Source organism: Paenibacillus sp. Y930, from assembly GCF_056786375.1.
Genome location: NZ_JBXCIX010000005.1, coordinates 303,072 through 322,743, shown reverse-complemented (window position 1 = coordinate 322,743; position 19,672 = coordinate 303,072). Strand labels below are relative to the sequence as shown.

The following is a 19,672-nucleotide window of genomic DNA, read 5'->3' as shown; positions in this document are numbered from 1 at the left end:
TTTCTCTCCCACTATAATTTATTTATCGGATATTATGTTTTTGTAGGAAGAAACATAATGCTTGTTTCTCTCCCTTGAGCGTAAATTACGCTAGCAACGAATACTATCCAGATAGGTCTGAAAATTTTCAATTCAAAGTTCTTCTGTCTGAAGTTGATGCTTACTAGCCCCGGAAGCTAGCTTTGCATCAGCCTTGATATAAATACTAATGCAATCATGTTCACAAATCAACGTTTTTAGAACGTAATCCTGCCCTACTTCAAATGCTTGTAAAAGCACAAATTATGGCATATAATAACGATATTATTTCGCTGTCAGCGTAAAAAAAGAAAAGAGGAGAAATATCTACATGAATTCAATAGGCGATTCCATCCGTAAAGTAAGAAAAGAGAAAAAATTAACTCTCCATGACGTGTCCGAAGCAGCCTCAATCTCGCTATCGTTTCTTAGTGAGATTGAGCGGGATAAGGCTAATCCTTCTATGAGCGTATTAAAACGGATCGGCAATGCATTGCAAATTAATTTTAGAGATTTATTGGCAAATGATGAGCGAAGCACTGTCATAAGAAAAAACGAACGAAAGCCTCTTGTTCAATCTGAAGGCTCCAGGATTACCTGGTTTGCGCTTAGTCAGGGAAACAGCAATAAAATGGGCCCTCTTTATGGGGTACTTGAGGAAGGTGGCACTTCTGGGGAGATCGGTGTCGGTCACAGTGAAGGGGAAGAATTTACATATGTAGTTGCAGGGAAATTAGAACTCTTTATTGGAAATGACCGCTATATTCTAGAGGAAGGAGATAGCATTTACTATGATGCTACCCTTCCCCATCGCTATAGAAATATTTGGAAAGGCGAAACCATACTTCTTGCCGTTTCGACTCCCCCGTTCTAATGTAGAGTATATATTTTTCATCTAATTCGTCTACAGATAAATGGCGGCCATGAGGCCGCCATTTGTTCTCGCTGATTGATCCGTTAAGGTGAGCCATATCAAAACAGGGCAAATACTTTTCAAAAAGAGACGTGGCTGCGTAAGTTCTTTACATACAGTCCAATAAATGAGGAGCACCCATACAGGTGCTCCTCATTTATTATATTTAGAAAATTACGCAAACAATTCATTAAATTTCTTTTATACCTCTTTGCTCAAATACATTCATTACTTGTACCATAGCACTGCACGCTTTTGGAAAGCCAACATAAGCGGCACAATGAATAACGAGTTCAACAATTTCTTTTGGACTCATCCCCACATTGAGCGCGGCATTAAGATGAAAACCCATTTGCTCAAAAGCGCCCTGTGAAATCAACGCTGTCAGCGTGATTGTTTCTCTTTGTTTAAAATCCAATATTTCTCTGGAATATATTTCTCCAAAACCAAATGAAACTAGAAAATCTTCAAAATCGGGATAGAATTTTTTGAATGATTCTATCGCCTTTAAACCTTGTTCTCCAACCATTTCATTTAGAACTTCCATTCCCTTGTTATAATTATCTGAATTTCTACTCATATTTATCCCCTCTTCATTGTTGGTGGAATTTCTAATGGATCAATCATAGCTTCAATAACAACCGTTGTATTTGCAAGTTTAGCTTTTTCAATCGCATCTTCTAACTCCTTAGCATCGAAACATTTGAAAGAAAGAGCCCCCATGGATTCTGCAAACTTTTGAACATCTAACATCGTTTTATAAACAGTTCCGACAGCTTTTCCTAAGTGCAAAGTCATTCCTGTATCAACCATATCGATTTTACCATTATTGAAAACGACAAAAATGACATTAGCACCGTAGTTTACAGCAGTAGAAATCTCAGTTCCATGCATAAACGTGCACCCGTCCCCGGTTAAGCAGACAATCTTAGCTTTAGGATTTGAAAGCTTGGCTCCAATAGAATACCCTATAGCATGGCCCATTGTACCGAACACATCATCAAAATAAAAAGTACCAGGTATCTTAACATCGTAATACTTTATACCATAAAAAGTATGACTCCCATCATCACCAAAAATGATAGTATCTTCATCTAAAGTTGCGCTCATCACTTTAATAGCTTCAACTGCAGTCATTGGAGATTGACTTTCCTTGAAAGGTTCCTCCATTTTATAATCATAAATATTAAACGGCATTTTAGTTATTTCTTTGTAATTAAGTTTATCAAATAACGCATTTAGATTTGTTTTAATATCACCCATAATAGGTAATGTTTCCACCTCAATAGTTTTACCTATGAAAGTTTGGTCAAAATCAAAATGAATGACGTTTTTTGGGAAATTGGAAGGCTTTAGACCAGCAACGGACATATCTGAAAGTTTAGTTCCAATGACGATCATCAAATCTAAACCGCATTCAACGTAGCTACTTGCTTCCTCAGTCCCCCCAAGTCCGTAAGCCCCCAATGACAAATGGTGATTACTCTCAAATACACCCTTACCTCCTGGCGTGGTCATGACTGGAATGTTGAAAATCTCGGCTAACATTTTAACTTCTCGATATGCCCTGCTCGAATGTACGCCTTTGCCTAGAAAGATAACTTTTCTACCAGGAAGGTTTATTAAATCCTTACACTTATCTAAGTTTGAAGCAACAGGATAAATAACCTCAGGTAAGTCAATTTCAAATTCAGCGATACTTTCAGCTAAAACATCTGCGGCTATGGATAGATGAACAGGTCCTTTAACTCCTGAGTAGGCTTTTTCTATGGCATGCTGGAAATAAGACTTAAAAGTATCCGCTCTTTCCACTCTAGCGCTAAACTTTGTCACAGGTTCAAACATTTTAACGAGATCTGTTCCAAACATAGTTGAGTCTTGGCCTAACGCTTTACCTGAATCTTTGGTAGAAGGATGTCCGGTAATAAATAAAACAGGAAGATGAGATGCTTTAGCTTGACCGGCTGATGTTAAAAGATTAGTACCACCTGGACCCGATGTTCCAATAGCCACGGCCAATTTATTATTCATTAATGCATAACCAGCAGCCTCGAATCCAGCACCCGACTCGTGTTTGGACAATACGAACTCAATACCGTTATTATAGAAATCAAGAATGAGTGGAGTGACTGGCTTACCAGGAATGCCAAATATGTGGTTGATCCCCCACTTTTTAAAATGAATTGCTAATATCTCAGAAATTGTTTTCATTATAACCATCCATTTCGCTTGAGTAATTGAGTTTTATATCGTCATTCAGTTGATAAAACGACTTTTCAAAATCATCGACAGAAAGAGGTTTACTAAAATAATATCCTTGAACAACATCGCATTTTTTCATTAGTAAAAAATTGAGCTGATCTTTTGTTTCTACACCCTCTGCTACAACGTCTAAGTTTAAATTGTGTGCCATTGAAATAATTGTGCTAACAATATTTGAATCATTTTTATCCAACATGATATCTCTGACAAAGGATTTATCTATTTTTAAAGTATGAATAGGGAACTTCTTTAAATAATTCAAAGAGCTATAACCGGTACCGAAATCATCAATACTAATCCTTACTCCTAAAGCATTTAATTGACCCAAAACGTTTATCGCACGCTCAACATCCATGGTCATCGTTTCCGTAATCTCTAACTCCAAATAATTAGGATCCATTCCAGTTTCAATTAACGTATTGGAAATGACTTCAACTAAGTTATCCTTTAAAAATTGCTGTGAAGAAAGATTAACCGCTATTCTAAATTTAGGAAACCCCATTTCAACCCACCGCTTACTTTGATCACAAACTTCACTTAAAACCCATTCACCAACTTGAGAAATTATTCCGTTTTCCTCTAAAATCGGAATAAATACATCTGGCCCAACAATACCGTATTCTGGACTGTTCCATCTTAGGAGGGCTTCAGCTCCGATGATTTTCTTACTAATCAAGTCAACTTGCGGTTGATAGTACACGATAAATTCTTTGTTATCTAAAGCCTTTCTCAATGAAACTTCCAATGATAGTTTATCTTTTTCGTTAGAATTGGACTTCATGTTTGAATCGAAAAGGGTATAATTATTCCTTCCCTTTGATTTCGACTTATACAATGCATTATCTGCGTAAACCATGAACGTTTCAGCGTCAGTCCCATCATTGGGATAGATTGCTATACCGATACTCGCAGTTACATGGAACTTGGAACCATTAATAGTGAATGGAGTGTCAAATAAGTCAATAATTTGCTTACCAATGTGAGTAACTTCTTTTTGCCCAGTAAGGTTATGAAATAGGAAAATGAATTCATCTCCGCCCATTCTAAATACCCTTCCATTACTATCCAAAAATTGTGTTAGTCTATCAGAAACTTGCTTCAGTAATATGTCACCATTGGAATGTCCAAAAGCATCATTAATCGTTTTAAAGTGATCTAAATCCAAGAACATAAGTGTCAAATCAATATTTGTGCGAGTAGTTAGAGATGATAAAATATGATAATTTAATGTTTCACTAAGCGATCGTCTATTGGGTAAAGATGTTAATTCATCGTGATAGGCCAAATAATTATGCCGTTCTTCATTTAAATAACGCTCTGTAATATCTCTAAGCTGAGAGTATGAACCAATAAAATTATTGGTTTCATCATAGATGGGTTGAGCGTCGAATAAACAAACTACTTTTTGATTATCTACGGTTCTTAAAATCATTTGCACATTATCAAAGCTCTGTTTGTTCTGTATTACTTTTTTCATGTAACTACTTACTAGACATTCTGGGTTTTGTTCACTTCTATCAATAATGTTGGTATCTTTGTGAATATTGAACGTTTCGACCACAAAATCGTTTACTGAACTAATGATGCCATCAGCATTTGTGATGATAATGCCATTTCTATTTTTATTAACCATAATCTGATTTAACATATCTAACTTTCTATTCTGCTTCCTTAGTAAAAGCTCTCTTTCAATAGAGTCAACAACTGTAGATAACATGGTTAAGAAAAATGGATTATGCAATTCAGTTGCAGTCATGATACAAATACTTCCGAGTAAATTATTGTTATCTGTGTAATGAAAGGCCACACCGTAGCATGCTGTGCCATGAAGGACAGTATGGTAATGATTTGAACCTATAATTTGAATCGGATGGCTTTGTTGAAGAGATAGGCTCACGACATTCGTACCCATATCTTCTTGCGTAAATTGTGCGCCTACTTGTATACCTAATGGATGAATTGTTTTTTTAATCGTTTCATCGCCAACCATATGTAGCAAATATCCATTTTCATCAGAGATTACAATTAGTACAGGTGTTCCGCTTAACGAGTGCAAAATCTTTTTTGAAAAAAAATTAACAACGGATAAAATTTCACTGTACGTGTTTCTTTTTTTCAACAGTTCTTGTTCTGACATAGAACGTTTCGGTTTTCTAATTTCATTTGGATCCATTCCTGCTTCGATACATTTACGCTTAGACTCAACAATATAGTCCTCTTCATCATCCAGTTGTATCATTTTAACCACCGCCCGCTGACTTTAACTTTTTATATCTATCATAACTATTTTTGAGAGTGGTAAGTTCAATTTTACTGTTTTTAAATATCCGAGATATAACCAGTTTGTGAGTGAATAATCTATTCCTATTAATTTTATTTTCCATTTTATTCAATCTCACTTATGTTATTCGACAAAAGTAGACATTACCCTGCAACAATAAAAATTTGAATCAGAAGATGAAGAGAAGTGAGGAACTCTTGTGCCCGATAATGCGGTGCGAGAGTTTATTTTTCTTTTAAGTGTTTTGTATGCATTTTAATAACTTTGTATTTTCAGCCGTAGGAGTCACCCAATATTCTCCACAAAATGTTACTGCAAATTGAGTAGCTAAAAAATTTCGCTGTTAGAGTGATACGGTGAGCCGTACCACAAGTAACGGCAAGTTTTTCGGTGATACCCGAGTTCTTGGAAAGGCACTTTCCCAGGCATGAGTTTGGGATGGATCTTACTCGGAGGAAAAGTCGGTGTAAACGGGCTGCTGCTTGCTTTTGGAGTACAGAACGATGGGGTATACCTAGAGGGGACTGTTGCTTGCTGAAGCAAAAGCCCCCTCCGCTATTTGGTGGAAGGGGCCGGTTCAATTGACATTCAACATATTTGTTTCAAAAAGCGTGGTCACGGCGTCGAGGCATTACTAGACGCTGAAGACCCTTTTTTTGTTCTTTCCGCCAGCTTCGTAATCGACTCAATGTCTAGATCGGTTAATTGATCTAGGAAATGTTTGCGTATGGCCATGGAGACAATGGGCCGGGCATCATCTAATGCTGACTTTCCAATGGGAGTGATGATAACTTGAACACCGCGATCTGCGTCTAATGGCTTTCTCATCACAAGGCTACGTTTTTCCATCCGAGTCAGATGATGTGACAATCGGCTCTTATCCCAGTCCATAGATTCGGCCAACTCTTGTTGGCGAAGGCTGTCGTTCCCCAGAAGATCTAACCGATCCAATACCCCATAATCGCCCTCGGATAGTCCGGTGCGCTCGGACATCTCTTTAATTACGCGACCGAAGATGCTGTGAAAGGAGCCTTTCCACTTATACCATAATTGAATTTCTTCATCGTTCAGTTTTCTCTTATCCATAGGAATAATATAGCACGGTTGACGTGACAACTTCAACCGTGCTATATTTACTACAGGTTGACGTGTCAACCTGCTTTTAAATTGAGAAGACCAAGAAAGGAACATCTATTATGAAAATGCACGTAAGTATGTCTACTCCAGTCATCTCGGTAAAGCCGATAGTGCTGTCAGCCCCGGGCCGCGGTGAGGATTTGCAAGTGCGGGTATCAGCGCCAGCGACGGGTAGCCAATTACCTATTATTATTTTCTCGCAAGGCTTTGGTTGGTCGATGGATAGCTACGGTCCGTTAGTCGACTACTGGGCTGCTCACGGCTTCGTGGTCATTCAACCCACCCATCTCGACTCGAGGACGCTGAATCTTCCTCCTGACGATCCCCGTACACCACTGATCTGGCGTTTCCGCGTCGAAGACCTTAAGCACATCCTTAACCAACTTGATCTTATTGAAGCTTCCGTTCCAGGCCTCAGCGGACGTCTCGACCGCAGCCGCATCGCCGCTGCCGGACACTCCTGGGGAGGCCAAACGGTGAGCATGCTGCTTGGCGCCCGAGTCCTCGATGCCAATGGCGAACCGGGAGAGGACATGTCGGACTCGCGGATCAAGGCGGGCGTATTGCTTTCCACGACTGGCCTTGGTGAAGCTGACTTGAGTCCGTTCGCGGCAGAGCACTTCCCATTCATGAACCCGAGCTTCTCCGATATGAGGACGCCGACTCTCGTGGTCGCGGGGGATCATGACCAATCCCGCCTGTCCACTCGGGGGCCGGACTGGTTCACAGACCCCTACTTCCTGAGCCCGGGCAGTAAGAGCCTGCTCACCCTCTTCGGGGCAGAACATATACTTGGCGGAATCTCCGGGTACAACGTCGCGGAGACGACGGACGAGAACCCCGAACGAGTTGCTTTGCTCCAGCAGCTCACGTGGTCTTACCTTCGCGATGCGCTCAATCTCGACGATTCAAGCTGGTTGGCAGCCCGTAAAAATCTGGAGGAGGGTGCCAATCCATTAGGTCGCATCGAATCTAAGTAAGAACCTAAAAGGCGTGATCAAAGCGAATCAAAGAAAGGGCTATCAAAAGGAATGCCCTAAAACTTGCCGTTACAGACAGTGCGGTGAACCGTATCATAAATAGGACGACTAATTCATCATTTATCTTATCAAATTCATGATTATTATTCTGTCTTAAAGTAAGCGTCAAATAGCCCCCACCTTAAAACCAAGATGAGGGCTATTGCTTTGCCTGTTTATTCTTGTTTAGATACGAGGCAAGTTAGCGGTAGCGACAGCGACCACGGAAGTAGCCTCCCCAAGCTTGCTCTTCGGCAGTGTACGCGAGCGCGGCTGCTTCAGCCATGCCAAATAAGCATCCAAAACCGGGAGACTCCGCTCCTGACGAATGGTGTGAAGTTTTTCAACCGTTAACTGTGCCAGATCGCGCTCGATCGCAAATAGCTGGTTGCAGAAGGCAAGCCCTTGTTAGGCAGCGGTCGCCGTCTCTTGTCCTGCGTAGGGGCAACGCTTTTAATGCCTCGTCAAACTATAATAAACTTCGGTTCATTCCTTTGTAGAGCTCAAAATGCCTGTTTGTTTTGTTCAATTGAGAATCATCCATAGTACTACCACCTTATTGATCTAAATGTTTAAGGTGCTGCTCTAGCTTAAGCAAGGACTATTTCAAATTTGAATGGGTCTTCCAATCACAATTTCAAAGCTCAAGTGTTAATCATACTGTTTAGCAAATTCGTACGAAATTGCGCCGACCCGTCTTTTATGTTGACTCCCTTTCAAAACATCGCTATTGACATAGAGTAAACTCTAGACAATATAATGAAAACAACTTGTGATTAGGAGGATTTATAAATGAAATCAATATTTATTACAGGTGCATCTACAGGGTTAGGGAAAGCGACAGCCGTACATTTCGCAGAACAAGGATGGAACATCGTAGCAACTATGCGATCCCCGGAAAAAGAAACCGAACTTATTAAGTATAATAATGTTCTTGTGACTCCTATGGACGTCCAGCAGCCAGAAAGCATCCATCGTGCTATAAATGAAGCCGTAGAACGCTTCGGACAAATAGACGTACTTATAAACAATGCAGGATATGGAGCAGTGGGAGTTTTTGAAGCAGCTACCGAAAAACAAATTCACAACCAGTTTGACGTAAATGTGTTTGGATTAATGCGAGTGACGAAAGCCCTATTACCACATTTTAGAGCAAATCAGAAAGGCATGATTGTAAACATTTCTTCTCAAGGCGGAAGAATCACGTTCCCTTTAACCTCTTTATACCATGCAACTAAGTTTGCCGTAGAGGGCTTCTCCGAATCGCTGTCCTACGAACTCGCTTCCCAGAATATTCAGGTTAAATTAATCGAGCCGGGCATTGTAAAAACTCCGTGGTACAGCTCCGCCGAAAGATTGCACGATGAATTGCTGTCAGACTATAATGATTTCTCCGAATCTTTCAATAAGGGGTTTGAGAAATTCACCCAGAAAAATGCTCACCTACAAGCCACAGCAGAAATGGTCGCTCAAACCATTTTTAGAGCAGTAACGGACGAAAGTGATCAATTAAGGTATCCCGCTGGCCAAGATGCTGAGGAAATATTGAAGTTTCGCGAACAATTAAAAGACGAGGAGTTTAAAGCGTACGTACACAGCCAAGTTCTTGGTTAAAGGGGCGGTTCTTATTAATTACTCGATTGGCAAGGTTGCAGAAGAAACGGGTCTGTCTATTCATACCTTACGATATTATGAAAAAGAGGGGATTTTTCCTCCTATAAAACGTAACGAATTCGGCACAAGAGTCTTTGACGAGGATGACATGGAATGGCTTAAGTTCGCTCTCTGTCTCCGGGACACCGGCATGACCATTGAAGAAATGAAGACTTTTGCACAATTAACCCACCAAGGCGATGGAACAATTCCAAAACGTGTCGATCTCCTGAATCGGCAAAAGGAGAGGGTATCAACCCAAGTCAACCAATTAATGACATATGCATCTATGATTGAATACAAGCTTGAAAAGTATGGTGAGAAGTTCTGAAGGAAGTTTTCAATTATTGTGAAGAATAAAGTTAAACCTGATCGGACAAAAGTAAAGCTTTTGTCCGATCAGGTTTTCGTTTTTAAATCAGCAGACTGAACATTTTCTAGAAATAAGCTGCTTACGGGAAAGCCCCGAAGGATTACCTCATTTCTTATTGAGTTGTGGGTGAGTTTGACGCTTATAAAAGCCGTCCTTTTCATACTTTGGGACTAGATACCTAGAAATAGATCACATGCCATATGGGCTTGAATTGCTTGCTACAACAGACTGGATCATCAGGCATCACGATGATGCCCGATTCCGTGCAGCGCCAATCAGCATGGGAATGGCAATCAGAAGACTGATCATGACCGGAACAATCGAGCCCTCGAGTCCAAAATCCCCACCTGTGAGAAATGCAGCACCGTTCACTTTCACAGTAAACAGACCTGCTATAGAGTGTCCAGAAATAGGAATGCCAAGTAAACCCTCAAGTGCATTCCAGGAAAAATGCAGCCCCAAGGCAAACCACAGGTTCCGTCGCCACAAGAATGCAGCTCCGAGCAGAACCCCTGCTTCTAAGGTGATAGCGAATGCACTCCATAGCGTTGCCCCTGGATTGCCAAGATGGGCAACTCCAAAGAATAGTGAGGTCACAGCGAGTGCAATCCAGCTGCCCCCCAATTTCTGAATGGCTTGAAACATAAGCCCGCGAAAGATCAGTTCTTCAATAATGGCTGCACTTAAAGCTGCTGTAATAGAAGTGATTAGAACAGAACCCGTATCCGCAGCACCCGCCCATTGAAAGGAATAACCTCCCGCAGCAACAATAATAAAAGTGGATACCGTGATAAAGATTGCTCCGGTTAGTAATCCCATGCCAGCTTCAATTCCTGCACGTTTTCTTGATATCTCAGGAATTGACCGACGGGCCATGTATTTCATTGTTAGCCTATAGACGATGATGGCCACAACCCCAGCCGTTAGTGTCAAAAGAAGGGAGGCAACTCCCCCTGCTTGTTCTGCTAATGGCCGGAATAATGCATCCACGAGAATAATGCCGATAGATCCCACAATCATCCAGATGATTGGAAAGCGCCAAAATCGATTCCATGTACTTAATTTCCCACCAATTTGCTCTTTCTCTTTATGTGCTAACATTTTCTTCATATCTTGCTTCAGCTCCTCTATTGCTTGATAGTCATGAGTATAAGCTGAAAAAGTCATAAAGAGAAAGTGCGCTTTAGTCATTATTTGATCATATGAACATGCCCAAATAAGCTGGCATCTATAATAGCTACCAGCTTCTTGGGTATCGGCTTCTTAGTGATCCATGAATCCCGAATCTCGTGCTTTACGGGCAGCCTCTCGCCTTCCCCTCACATTAAGCTTCGAATAAATCGTTGAGATGTAATTTTTAACCGTTCCTTCGCTAAGAAACAGCGCCTCAGCTATGTCTTGATTGCGCAGGCCAGAAGCCAGCTTATGCAGCACTTCAACTTCACGAGCGCTCAGCCCGTATTCATTACTTTTTGTGTCAGCAGTATTGTTCATACTTTTGATCATTTTACTTGCCATCTCCTGCGTGATTAAAGTCCCTCCCGCATGAACCACCCTTATGCCTGCAGCCAGTTCCCTGGGATGAATGGCTTTGAGCAGATAACCTTCTGCTCCATGGCTTAACGCCGCCAACACATATTCTACTTCCCGATAGGAGGTGAGCATGATAACTTTGATTATAGGCATCCGTTCTTTAATCAGGGCCGTTGCGGCAACGCCATCCATGACTGGCATATTGATATCCATCAGCACAATATCCGGCTGAAACTGCTCACAGCCTTTGATTGCTTCTTCCCCATTCTTGGCTAACCCGACGATATCTAAATCCTCTTCCATGGACAGGACAATATGCAGACTCTCCAGAATTAATTCCTGATCATCGGCAAGCAGCACTTTAATTTTCGCCATGCAGCATCGCTCCTTTCAGCGGAATTTCACATCTGACTTCGGTAATAGCTACAGTTCCCACCTTAGATGACACAAACAGGCTGCCTCCCAGCCGCTCAACCCGATGTTTCATAGAGGTCAAGCCGAAGCCATATTCCAGCTTGTCAATCGGCTTTCCATTATTTTGAATGAATAATTGCAGAATGGACTCGGAAAATCGAAGCTCCAGATGCAATTGAGACGCTTTTCCATGTTTTAGTGCGTTCGTAAAAGACTCCTGAATGACTCGAAGAATCGCTTGTCGCACTTCAAAACGCATCGGCTGCTCTGTTCCTAGCAGACTCATCGTCAGGACTGTTCCAGTGTGCTCCCGGAAACTGACCACAAGCGCCTCAACCTGTCGTATTAGAGTCGACTCCTCTTCTTCTCCCATCTCGTGTACAATATTTCTCATTTCGTCCAGATTCTGCTCAGCCAATGCTCTTAAACGAATTAACCTGTCTTTGACCTCGGCAGGCTTGCGATCCATAAGAGCAATGGAAGCATCAAGGCTCATAATGAGTGAGATAAAGGAGTGACCCAGTGTATCATGAAGCTCCTTGGACATGCGGTTGCGCTCTTCAATCAAAGTCATCTTCTCAATTTCAGCGGCGTAGTGGGTTAACAGTTTATTTTGCTGTTCCACTTCGGCTACCAGCTCATTTTTCTGAGAATACGCATTGGCTACGAAGCTTGCCCAAATGCCGATGAAGCAGAATAAAAGATTGTCTGTTCCGATACTAAGAGTTTGTTCCCAAGGTAATTTTAGATAAGACTGAAAGATAAAAGGAATTAAAGCAACTGTGGGAATGATCCAGAGCGTCTGCTTAGTCAATAAGTACCCCATTATAAGACTCGGCAACAAGTAGTCTGCTTTTGAAGTCAGATCCGGATGGAAGACAGAATTCACATAATAAGAACCGCCCAACAATAGCTCCAGTATGCAAAACCAGACTTTGTTCACCCGCCGCCCAGGAAACCAAAATATCATAGGGACGATAAGCGCTGCCATCAGCCAGATTACGTTTAATAATGTATGATTTGACAGCTCGCTTTCTGTGAAAAACCGAGACGACAGCAAAATATAATGGTAAAAACGAAGAGCAAATATGCCCCAATCCATGAAAGATAATATTTTTTTTATATCGTCATCCCTCTTTTCTAGTAAAATAAACCAGTATCAATGAACCCAGTGTATCATTATAGCTTTCTTTCAACAATTGTACTTCTGCTTATAAGCGTTGATTTTTTTTGCAGCCTTTCCCATACCGGATTGGTTGCTTCGGTGGAGGGCATATAATGGGGTACCCTTCGATTTCGCTCTATAGATATTACGGTGAACCTTATCACAAATAAATGAGATTTTTGTTTATCCTTAAATAAATTGAAACGCACACATTTCCAATTTTATAACAAATTTAAGTTGTTTTATGGAAAGTGTTGTTTAGAGTGAAAAAAGGTACTATAATAACTTGTGGTTTAAAACAAGTTAATTAACTTTTATAGATACTTGTAAGTGTTGTTGTTATTAAGTTAGAGTAATGTGGAATGGTATTTTGTATATTTTTTTGACTAAATTGAAATCGATTTCAACTCATTCATAAAATGTTTTCCATGAATTTAACAATCCACTATAGATCCTAGTAAGTAACAACACAGAGAACCAAATAAATATAAGTGGAGGATGTAATGATATCTGAACAGTCTGAAAAAATGAGTGGTGTAAGTACAATAAGACAACTACCTAAACTTCCAATTAGTATGATTTGGATGATAAGTTTTGGTTTCTTGGGTGTACAAATGGCGTTTGCTTTACAAAGTTCAAATATGGGGCGTATCTTTCAAACGATTGGTGCTGATCCTCACTCATTAGGTTTTTTCTTTATATTACCTCCGCTTGCGGGGCTAATTGTTCAACCTATAGTAGGATACTTATCGGATAGAACTTGGTTTCCCAGATTAGGGAGACGTATTCCTTATTTAATTGTCGGTGCTATAGTCGCCGTTATCGTTATGTGTCTACTGCCCAATTCAGGTAGCTTTGGATTTACTTCAGTCGTAGCATTGACTTTTGCAGCCGTTACTATTTTATTCATGGACGTTGCTTCAAACGTAGCTATGCAGCCATTTAAAATGATGGTTGGTGATATGGTCAATGAAGAACAAAAGGGTTTTGCCTATTCCATTCAAAGTTTTCTTTCAAATAGTGGTGCTGTACTAGCTAGTATTTTTCCGTTTGTTCTTACGATTCTAGGTGTCTCCAACACAGCGCCTGAGGGAGTTGTACCACAATCAGTAGTCATTTCCTTCTATGTAGGTGCAGTTATACTAATCATTTGCAGCTTATTTACTGTATTAAAAGTTAAGGAGTATACACCTGCTGAATATGCCGCATATCACGGAATAGAACATAAGACGAAAAAAGAAAAAGTAAGTATGATTGCGTTACTTCGTAAAGCTCCAAAAATATTCTGGACGATTTCTTTAGTTCAACTATTTTGTTGGATGGGTTTTCAGTATTTATGGACGTACGGTACAGGAGCAATTGCAGACAATGTTTGGAATACAACTGACGCTTCTAGTGCAAACTACCAAACAGCAGGTAACTGGTTTGGTATTCTTTCTGCAGTACAAGCCATTGCCGCAGTAATTTGGTCACTTGTACTGTCACGTATTTCTAATGATCATCGCAAAATTTGGTATGCATTAAGTTTATTCATTGGTGCAATTGGATTTGGTACTATATTCTTTATCGAAAATCAAAATGTATTAATTGTTTCATTCTTTTGCATTGGTATTGCATGGGCAGGTATGATGATGTTCCCATTCACAATGTTAACCAATGCTTTGTCAGGTGAAAATATGGGCACATATTTAGGTCTATTTAACAGTAGTATTTGTATCCCTCAAATTATTGCTTCTTGTCTTAGTTTTGCGTTGTTCCCATTATTGGGTGCTTCAATGCCAGCTATGCTTTTAGTTTCAGGTGTTTTACTTGTATTGGGAGCGATATCTGTTGTGACTGTTAAGGAAACTTATTTAAGTTAGGTAGTGTTATTTATAACACTATGGTGGGTCGTACTATAAGGAAGCACATCACTTGGATTTTTAGAAGCGTCAATGAACTATTCAAAATCTTTGACGCTTCTTTTTATCTTTGTAGACTTAGGCTATAGATTTGTTGTCTCTTCAGGAATATAATTGGGTAATTAAATGAATCCCGATTTCATTTCTATGAAATGACCAAATAGTTTAGTACGGAGTGAAATATATGCCTAATATTAACGATGTTGTCCGCCTTTCAGGAGTTTCAAAGTCAACGGTGTCTAGGGTAATCAATAACTACCCGCATATTGCACCAGAAAAAAGAGAACGTGTTTTAAAGGTCATGAAGGAAATAGGATATATACCGAACGTAGCAGCTCAAAGATTAAGAGGGTTAAATGGTACTATAATTGGCGTAATTGTCCCTAGAATAGTTAATCCGTTCTTTTCTCACCTGGTGGAAGCGATTGAAAAAGAAGGTTATATAAGAGGATATCAGACGATTATTTTTCAAAGTCATGAAGATAGTGAGCGTGAAATAAATTTTCTGAATTTAATGAAACATAAACAAGTTGATGGCGTCATTATGACGGCATATGAAAATGATTGGAATATAATAAATAACTATTTGAAATATGGTCCGATTGTCATGTGTAACGAGTATTTATCTGAACCGGTCGTACCAACGGTAAGAGTTGATCAATTTATGGCTTCATACGAAGGTGTAAAACATTTAGTTAGCCAAGGACATCGAAAAATTGCTTATTGCACAGGTGGCTTATTTAGTCAGTCAGGAAAAGATAAAGACAGAAATCAAGGATACCAGAAAGTATTAACAGAAGCTGGAATCGAAATCAATCCGAATTGGATTTTTATAAAGCGACATACTGTAGAAGATGGTCGAAAAGTATTGCATCAGATTTATGATATGCAGGATAGGCCGACAGCCATTTTCACAGGAAGCGATGAAGTTGCAGCAGGTATAATTATGGAAGCTAGAAATCAGGGGATACGTATACCAGAGGAACTTGCAATCATTGGATTCGACGATCAACCCTTAGCACAAATGCTATCACCAGAACTGACTACGATTAAACAGCCTGTCAGTGAAATGGGCTATACTGCAATGGATTTAATTATTAAGCGGTTGGAAGGTAAAGATGTTGAAAATAAAATGTACACATTACCTTTTCAATTAGTAGCCAGAAAAACAACATAAATGTATAAAGGTGAACCATCATCTACCTATAATTAATATTCTTCGTATTAATATGAAATCGTTCCCAACAACTAAAGATACTCAGTAGTAATCTATAGAGTATTTTTTATAATTAGGAAATGTGAAAGTGAGGAAATAAGTATGAAACAAACATGGTGGAAAGAAGCTGTAGCTTATCAAATTTATCCACGTAGCTTCGTTGACACGAACGGTGATGGTATTGGTGACTTACAAGGTATAATAACAAAGCTTGATTATCTAAAGGATCTAGGAATTGATGTCATTTGGATTTGTCCAATGTATAAATCTCCAAATGATGATAATGGCTATGATATTTCTGATTATAAAGATATCATGGCTGATTTCGGTACAATGGCTGATTTCGATGAATTACTAGAACAAGTACATGCTCGTGGTATGAAGTTGATTTTGGACCTTGTTATTAACCACACATCCGATGAACACCCTTGGTTTATTGAATCAAGAAAAAGTAAAGATGATCCATACCGTGACTATTATATTTGGAGAGATGGTAAAGACGGTAAGGAACCGAACAACTGGGAAAGTATTTTCCACGGTTCAGCATGGAAATATGATGAGTTAACCGATCAGTATTTTATGCATATCTTCTCTTCTAAACAACCTGACCTTAACTGGGAAAATCCAGTAGTACGAAAAGAACTAATTGATACTGTAAACTGGTGGTTAGATAAAGGTGTAGATGGATACCGTGTAGATGCGATTTCACATATTAAAAAAGCGCCTGGTTTCCCTGATTTACCGAATCCAGATGGCTTAGACTATGTATCTTCATTCCCGTATCATCTAAATCAACCAGGCATTCAAACTTTCTTAGAAGAACTTCACCGTGAGACCTTTGCAAAGTATGATATTATGACTGTTGGTGAAGCTAACGGTGTAACAATCAACGAAGCAGATGACTGGGTTGGCGAGAAAAACGGTAAGTTTAATATGATTTTCCAGTTTGAAGCGAATGGACTTTGGGGTCAAGAAACTGAAGGTAAATTAGATTTATTGGCACTGAAAAATGTATATACGCGCTGGCAAAATGCCTTAGAAGGTACAGGTTGGAATGCGTTATTCCTTGAAAATCATGATTTACCACGTTCTGTATCTGTATGGGGCGATGATAAAAATTATTGGTTAGAATCATCTAAAGCACTGGCTACATTATTCTTCTTTATGCAAGGAACACCGTTTATTTACCAAGGTCAAGAAATTGGTATGACGAATACGAAATTTGACTCTATCGATGATTACAACGATGTATCTGCAAAAAATGCTTACCGTATCGGAATTGCCGCGGGTAAAACGCATGAAGAAATTATGGCACCGATTTGGATCAATGGACGAGACAACTCTCGTACACCGATGCAATGGACGGCTGGAGAAGGTGCTGGCTTTACAACAGGTACACCTTGGTTGAAGCTAAATCCAAACTATAAAACAATTAATGTTGCTGCAGCGGAACAAGATGAGAATTCCATCTTAAGTTATTACAAGAAAATGATTAAGCTACGTAAAGCTGATAAGCTATTAGTATACGGTAAATACGACCTAATCCTGCCTGACAATGAGCAAGTTTATGCGTATACGCGTGAATGGAATCGCGAAAAAGCAGTTGTTATTGTTAATATGTTTAGTAAAGAAGCACAGATTTCATTACCTGAGCAGTTAAACAACTACAATTTTGAGTTAGTATTAAGTAATATCAATAAATCGGATTCATATGAACAAAATATGACGCTTGCACCGTATGAAGCACGTATGTATCGTTCGAAATAATGAAGACATCAAAAAGAAGTCTAAGTTAGTTTAAGAAACCTCAGCTCGTTTTAACAGAGCTGAGGTTTTTTTGTTATGCAGTTCGTCGGTATTCAATAGGTGACAAACCACCCAAACACTCTGTATAGCGGTAGTTGTTGTAATACGCATCGGCACACGAGAATCGAGAGAATTATGCCACAGGCAAGAAATCCCCGATGATAAAACAAATATGACAAAATTGTCACCTTCCCTTTGAATATGTCACCTAAATCGCGCGACAAGACAGGAAATTTAAATGTACAATTAAGTAACAAACTATCAAGATCATTTACAGTTGGTACGGGCAAGCCACGACAGAGGAAGTGCTCCGTACGATCGAAAGCGCAGCTTCCCCTCGAAGTTGTCATGGAGGAAACTGGAGAAAATTAGAGATGGTAAGGATAAGTCCATATGAAGTTAGGACTATTACGTTATACTTAAAAGACCGAAGCGGGGGGCGAAATCTTGAATTATAAAATTGTTATGTATATGAAACAAGTACTTATACTTATTAGTATAGTGGCACTTGTTCTTGTTTCCACTGCTTGTAATTTGTCGAAAGAACAGACACCTGGCTCGGACAATCAGGCAGAGTTGGAAGAGGCTGTTTTGGAGGCAACAGCTTTTGAAAAGGATGTAGATTATTTAAGACAAAGAGGTTTTGAGCTTCCTAAATTGCCACCTGATAGCAACATGAGATTGGAGCCATTTTTCTCTTTGCTCGTAGAGGCTTACGAGTCATTGGGGTCGGAAATTGATATTTCTAAAGTTAACCCCAAGTATGATGCTAGTGATGCTGTTAAGAAAATGACTTTGATTGGAGTGTACGAGCAGTTTGAGATCGTTGATGCATGGACCTCCGACTTGGATTATGGATCGGTTGCCTATTGGCTTATGAAGCTTCAGGATTCAATTCAAAAACGATTCTATTCAAGAGGTGATCTAACGGCTACGACTGGAGACTTACTCCAACGGATCAATACGGCTACTGCACTGCATACTTGGACAGAAACTGCCAATGAGACTAGAACTTATGTGTTAGGTGATGTATTAGAAGGAGAAGCGGCATTGAATCAGCGATTGACTAGGCTGATGGGAGCTGAAATGCTAGTATCTGCCTATGAAGCTATATTTGGAGAAATACAAATTGTTCAAACCTTCAAGCCTAAGGATACGGAAGATATCAATGCATGGAAGTCCAACGGATTTTTTTTCTGGTCGGAGTCTGGGAATTTTGAGCCTGAAAAAAACGGCAACTGGGACGATTGGTCATTTATGTCGGCTATTACTTATGACGCTACTCTTCGGTTAGATTTGAAGCTACAAGAGTCTAAGGTACCGTATGGTTCCGTTGTAGCGGCCTTGGCCACCCTAATGAAATCCTACGAGGGAACGGAGCAAGTTGATATTGAAGAGAAAATTGTACTCAATGAACGCCCGTATGAATGGTATGTTTACCAGCAGGTCACAGGTGAATATGGCCAAGTGAATTGCATGCCTTCCACTGTGGAAATGGCAATGAGATATCAAGGACTTTCGGATGTTCCCTCAGCAGAGACTTTGCGCAAGGCCAATCCATGGAATGGGTTGGGCTGGACAGATGGAGTTGCCGAGAGTGTAATGCTGCAGTATGGCTTGAAGTTCACTGATTCTTTTGATGCCACATTGGATTTGGATAAGATGTTAGATCATTTGGATAAAGGAAACATCTTGTATGTCATGTATAGGGAACTAGACAATCCAGAGGGACATTCGTCCATGATCAAGGGCTACTGGAAGATGGAAAATCATGTTAATTTTATCGTTTCAGACCCAAATTACAACATGATGGGGCCATTTGGTTATCTAGAATATTTAAGGGATGCTCAAACTATGTTGCTTGATATGGAGAGGCATCTCACTAGGTATTTTATAATACCACCGGGAAAATGAATCAAGGATACGGAAGGCAAGGTAAAGAGTTGATTTGAAAAAATACACTAACATTAAATGAATAGGA

15 protein-coding genes and 1 pseudogene are annotated in these 19,672 nt (G+C 39.8%); 8 read left to right on the top strand and 8 right to left on the bottom strand.

The genetic code is table 11. The features are described from left to right. Positions 1–349 precede the first annotated feature (349 nt). Positions 350–892, top strand: coding sequence for a helix-turn-helix domain-containing protein (locus AC1TO5_RS16445; protein ID WP_482063912.1), 543 nt, complete (start codon positions 350–352; stop codon positions 890–892). A 229-nt stretch (positions 893–1,121) separates the two neighbouring features. Here AC1TO5_RS16445 and AC1TO5_RS16440 read toward each other — a convergent pair whose 3' ends face one another. The 4 genes from AC1TO5_RS16440 to AC1TO5_RS16425 all read right to left on the bottom strand — a co-directional run bounded on the left by AC1TO5_RS16440 (position 1,122) and on the right by AC1TO5_RS16425 (position 6,467). After that, a complete protein-coding gene (locus AC1TO5_RS16440; protein ID WP_482063911.1) occupies positions 1,122–1,511 on the bottom strand; it encodes a carboxymuconolactone decarboxylase family protein in 390 nt (129 codons plus the stop codon). Positions 1,512–1,513: 2 nt separating this feature from the next. Continuing rightward, entirely contained in the window at positions 1,514–3,142 is a 1,629-nt protein-coding gene (locus AC1TO5_RS16435; protein WP_482063910.1) for a thiamine pyrophosphate-binding protein, read from the bottom strand. Beyond that, complete coding sequence (locus AC1TO5_RS16430) at positions 3,126–5,432, bottom strand: putative bifunctional diguanylate cyclase/phosphodiesterase (RefSeq protein WP_482063909.1); 2,307 nt, start codon at positions 5,430–5,432, stop codon at positions 3,126–3,128. The genes AC1TO5_RS16435 and AC1TO5_RS16430 overlap by 17 nt, the downstream gene beginning before the upstream one ends. 657 nt (positions 5,433–6,089) lie before the next feature. Beyond that, positions 6,090–6,467: a MarR family winged helix-turn-helix transcriptional regulator gene (locus tag AC1TO5_RS16425; protein WP_482063982.1), complete on the bottom strand. Its 378-nt coding sequence runs from the start codon at positions 6,465–6,467 to the stop codon at positions 6,090–6,092. Positions 6,468–6,670: 203 nt separating this feature from the next. Between AC1TO5_RS16425 and AC1TO5_RS16420 the strand changes: the two genes are divergently transcribed. Further along, a complete protein-coding gene (locus AC1TO5_RS16420) occupies positions 6,671–7,591 on the top strand; it encodes an alpha/beta hydrolase family protein (protein ID WP_482063908.1) in 921 nt (306 codons plus the stop codon). Positions 7,592–7,861: 270 nt separating this feature from the next. Here the strand turns inward: AC1TO5_RS16420 and AC1TO5_RS16415 are convergent. After that, positions 7,862–8,099, bottom strand: a pseudogene (locus tag AC1TO5_RS16415) (IS66 family transposase); the annotation flags it as partial. Between the two features lie 323 nt (positions 8,100–8,422). Here AC1TO5_RS16415 and AC1TO5_RS16410 point away from each other — a divergent pair. Together AC1TO5_RS16410 and AC1TO5_RS16405 are read left to right on the top strand one after the other, a co-directional pair. Continuing rightward, positions 8,423–9,244 carry an SDR family oxidoreductase gene (locus tag AC1TO5_RS16410; RefSeq protein ID WP_482063907.1) on the top strand — a complete coding sequence of 274 codons (822 nt, stop codon included), beginning with the start codon at positions 8,423–8,425 and terminating at the stop codon, positions 9,242–9,244. After that, the gene (locus AC1TO5_RS16405; RefSeq protein WP_482063906.1) at positions 9,237–9,614 is read left to right on the top strand and encodes a MerR family transcriptional regulator; all 378 of its coding nucleotides are present in this window, start codon (positions 9,237–9,239) and stop codon (positions 9,612–9,614) included. The genes AC1TO5_RS16410 and AC1TO5_RS16405 overlap by 8 nt, the downstream gene beginning before the upstream one ends. A 285-nt stretch (positions 9,615–9,899) precedes the next feature. On the opposite strand, the gene AC1TO5_RS16400 is transcribed toward AC1TO5_RS16405, so the two are convergent. The 3 genes from AC1TO5_RS16400 to AC1TO5_RS16390 all read right to left on the bottom strand — a co-directional run bounded on the left by AC1TO5_RS16400 (position 9,900) and on the right by AC1TO5_RS16390 (position 12,417). Next, entirely contained in the window at positions 9,900–10,766 is an 867-nt protein-coding gene (locus tag AC1TO5_RS16400) for a CPBP family intramembrane glutamic endopeptidase (protein ID WP_482063905.1), read from the bottom strand. A gap of 153 nt (positions 10,767–10,919) precedes the next feature. Then, entirely contained in the window at positions 10,920–11,564 is a 645-nt protein-coding gene (locus tag AC1TO5_RS16395; RefSeq protein WP_482063904.1) for a response regulator transcription factor, read from the bottom strand. Then, a complete protein-coding gene (locus AC1TO5_RS16390; RefSeq protein WP_482063903.1) occupies positions 11,551–12,417 on the bottom strand; it encodes a sensor histidine kinase in 867 nt (288 codons plus the stop codon). The genes AC1TO5_RS16395 and AC1TO5_RS16390 overlap by 14 nt, the downstream gene beginning before the upstream one ends. Before the next feature lie 854 nt (positions 12,418–13,271). Here AC1TO5_RS16390 and AC1TO5_RS16385 point away from each other — a divergent pair. From AC1TO5_RS16385 to AC1TO5_RS16370, 4 genes are all read left to right on the top strand, one after another. Then, on the top strand, positions 13,272–14,630 hold the full coding sequence (locus tag AC1TO5_RS16385) for an SLC45 family MFS transporter (protein WP_482063902.1): 1,359 nt from the start codon (positions 13,272–13,274) through the stop codon (positions 14,628–14,630). 223 nt (positions 14,631–14,853) lie between these two features. Beyond that, entirely contained in the window at positions 14,854–15,846 is a 993-nt protein-coding gene (locus AC1TO5_RS16380) for a LacI family DNA-binding transcriptional regulator (protein ID WP_482063901.1), read from the top strand. 141 nt (positions 15,847–15,987) lie between these two features. Beyond that, positions 15,988–17,652, top strand: a complete 1,665-nt coding sequence (locus tag AC1TO5_RS16375) for a glycoside hydrolase family 13 protein (protein ID WP_482063900.1) — start codon at positions 15,988–15,990, stop codon at positions 17,650–17,652. A gap of 486 nt (positions 17,653–18,138) precedes the next feature. Further along, a complete protein-coding gene (locus AC1TO5_RS16370) occupies positions 18,139–19,605 on the top strand; it encodes a C39 family peptidase (protein WP_482063899.1) in 1,467 nt (488 codons plus the stop codon). Positions 19,606–19,672: the final 67 nt, after the last annotated feature.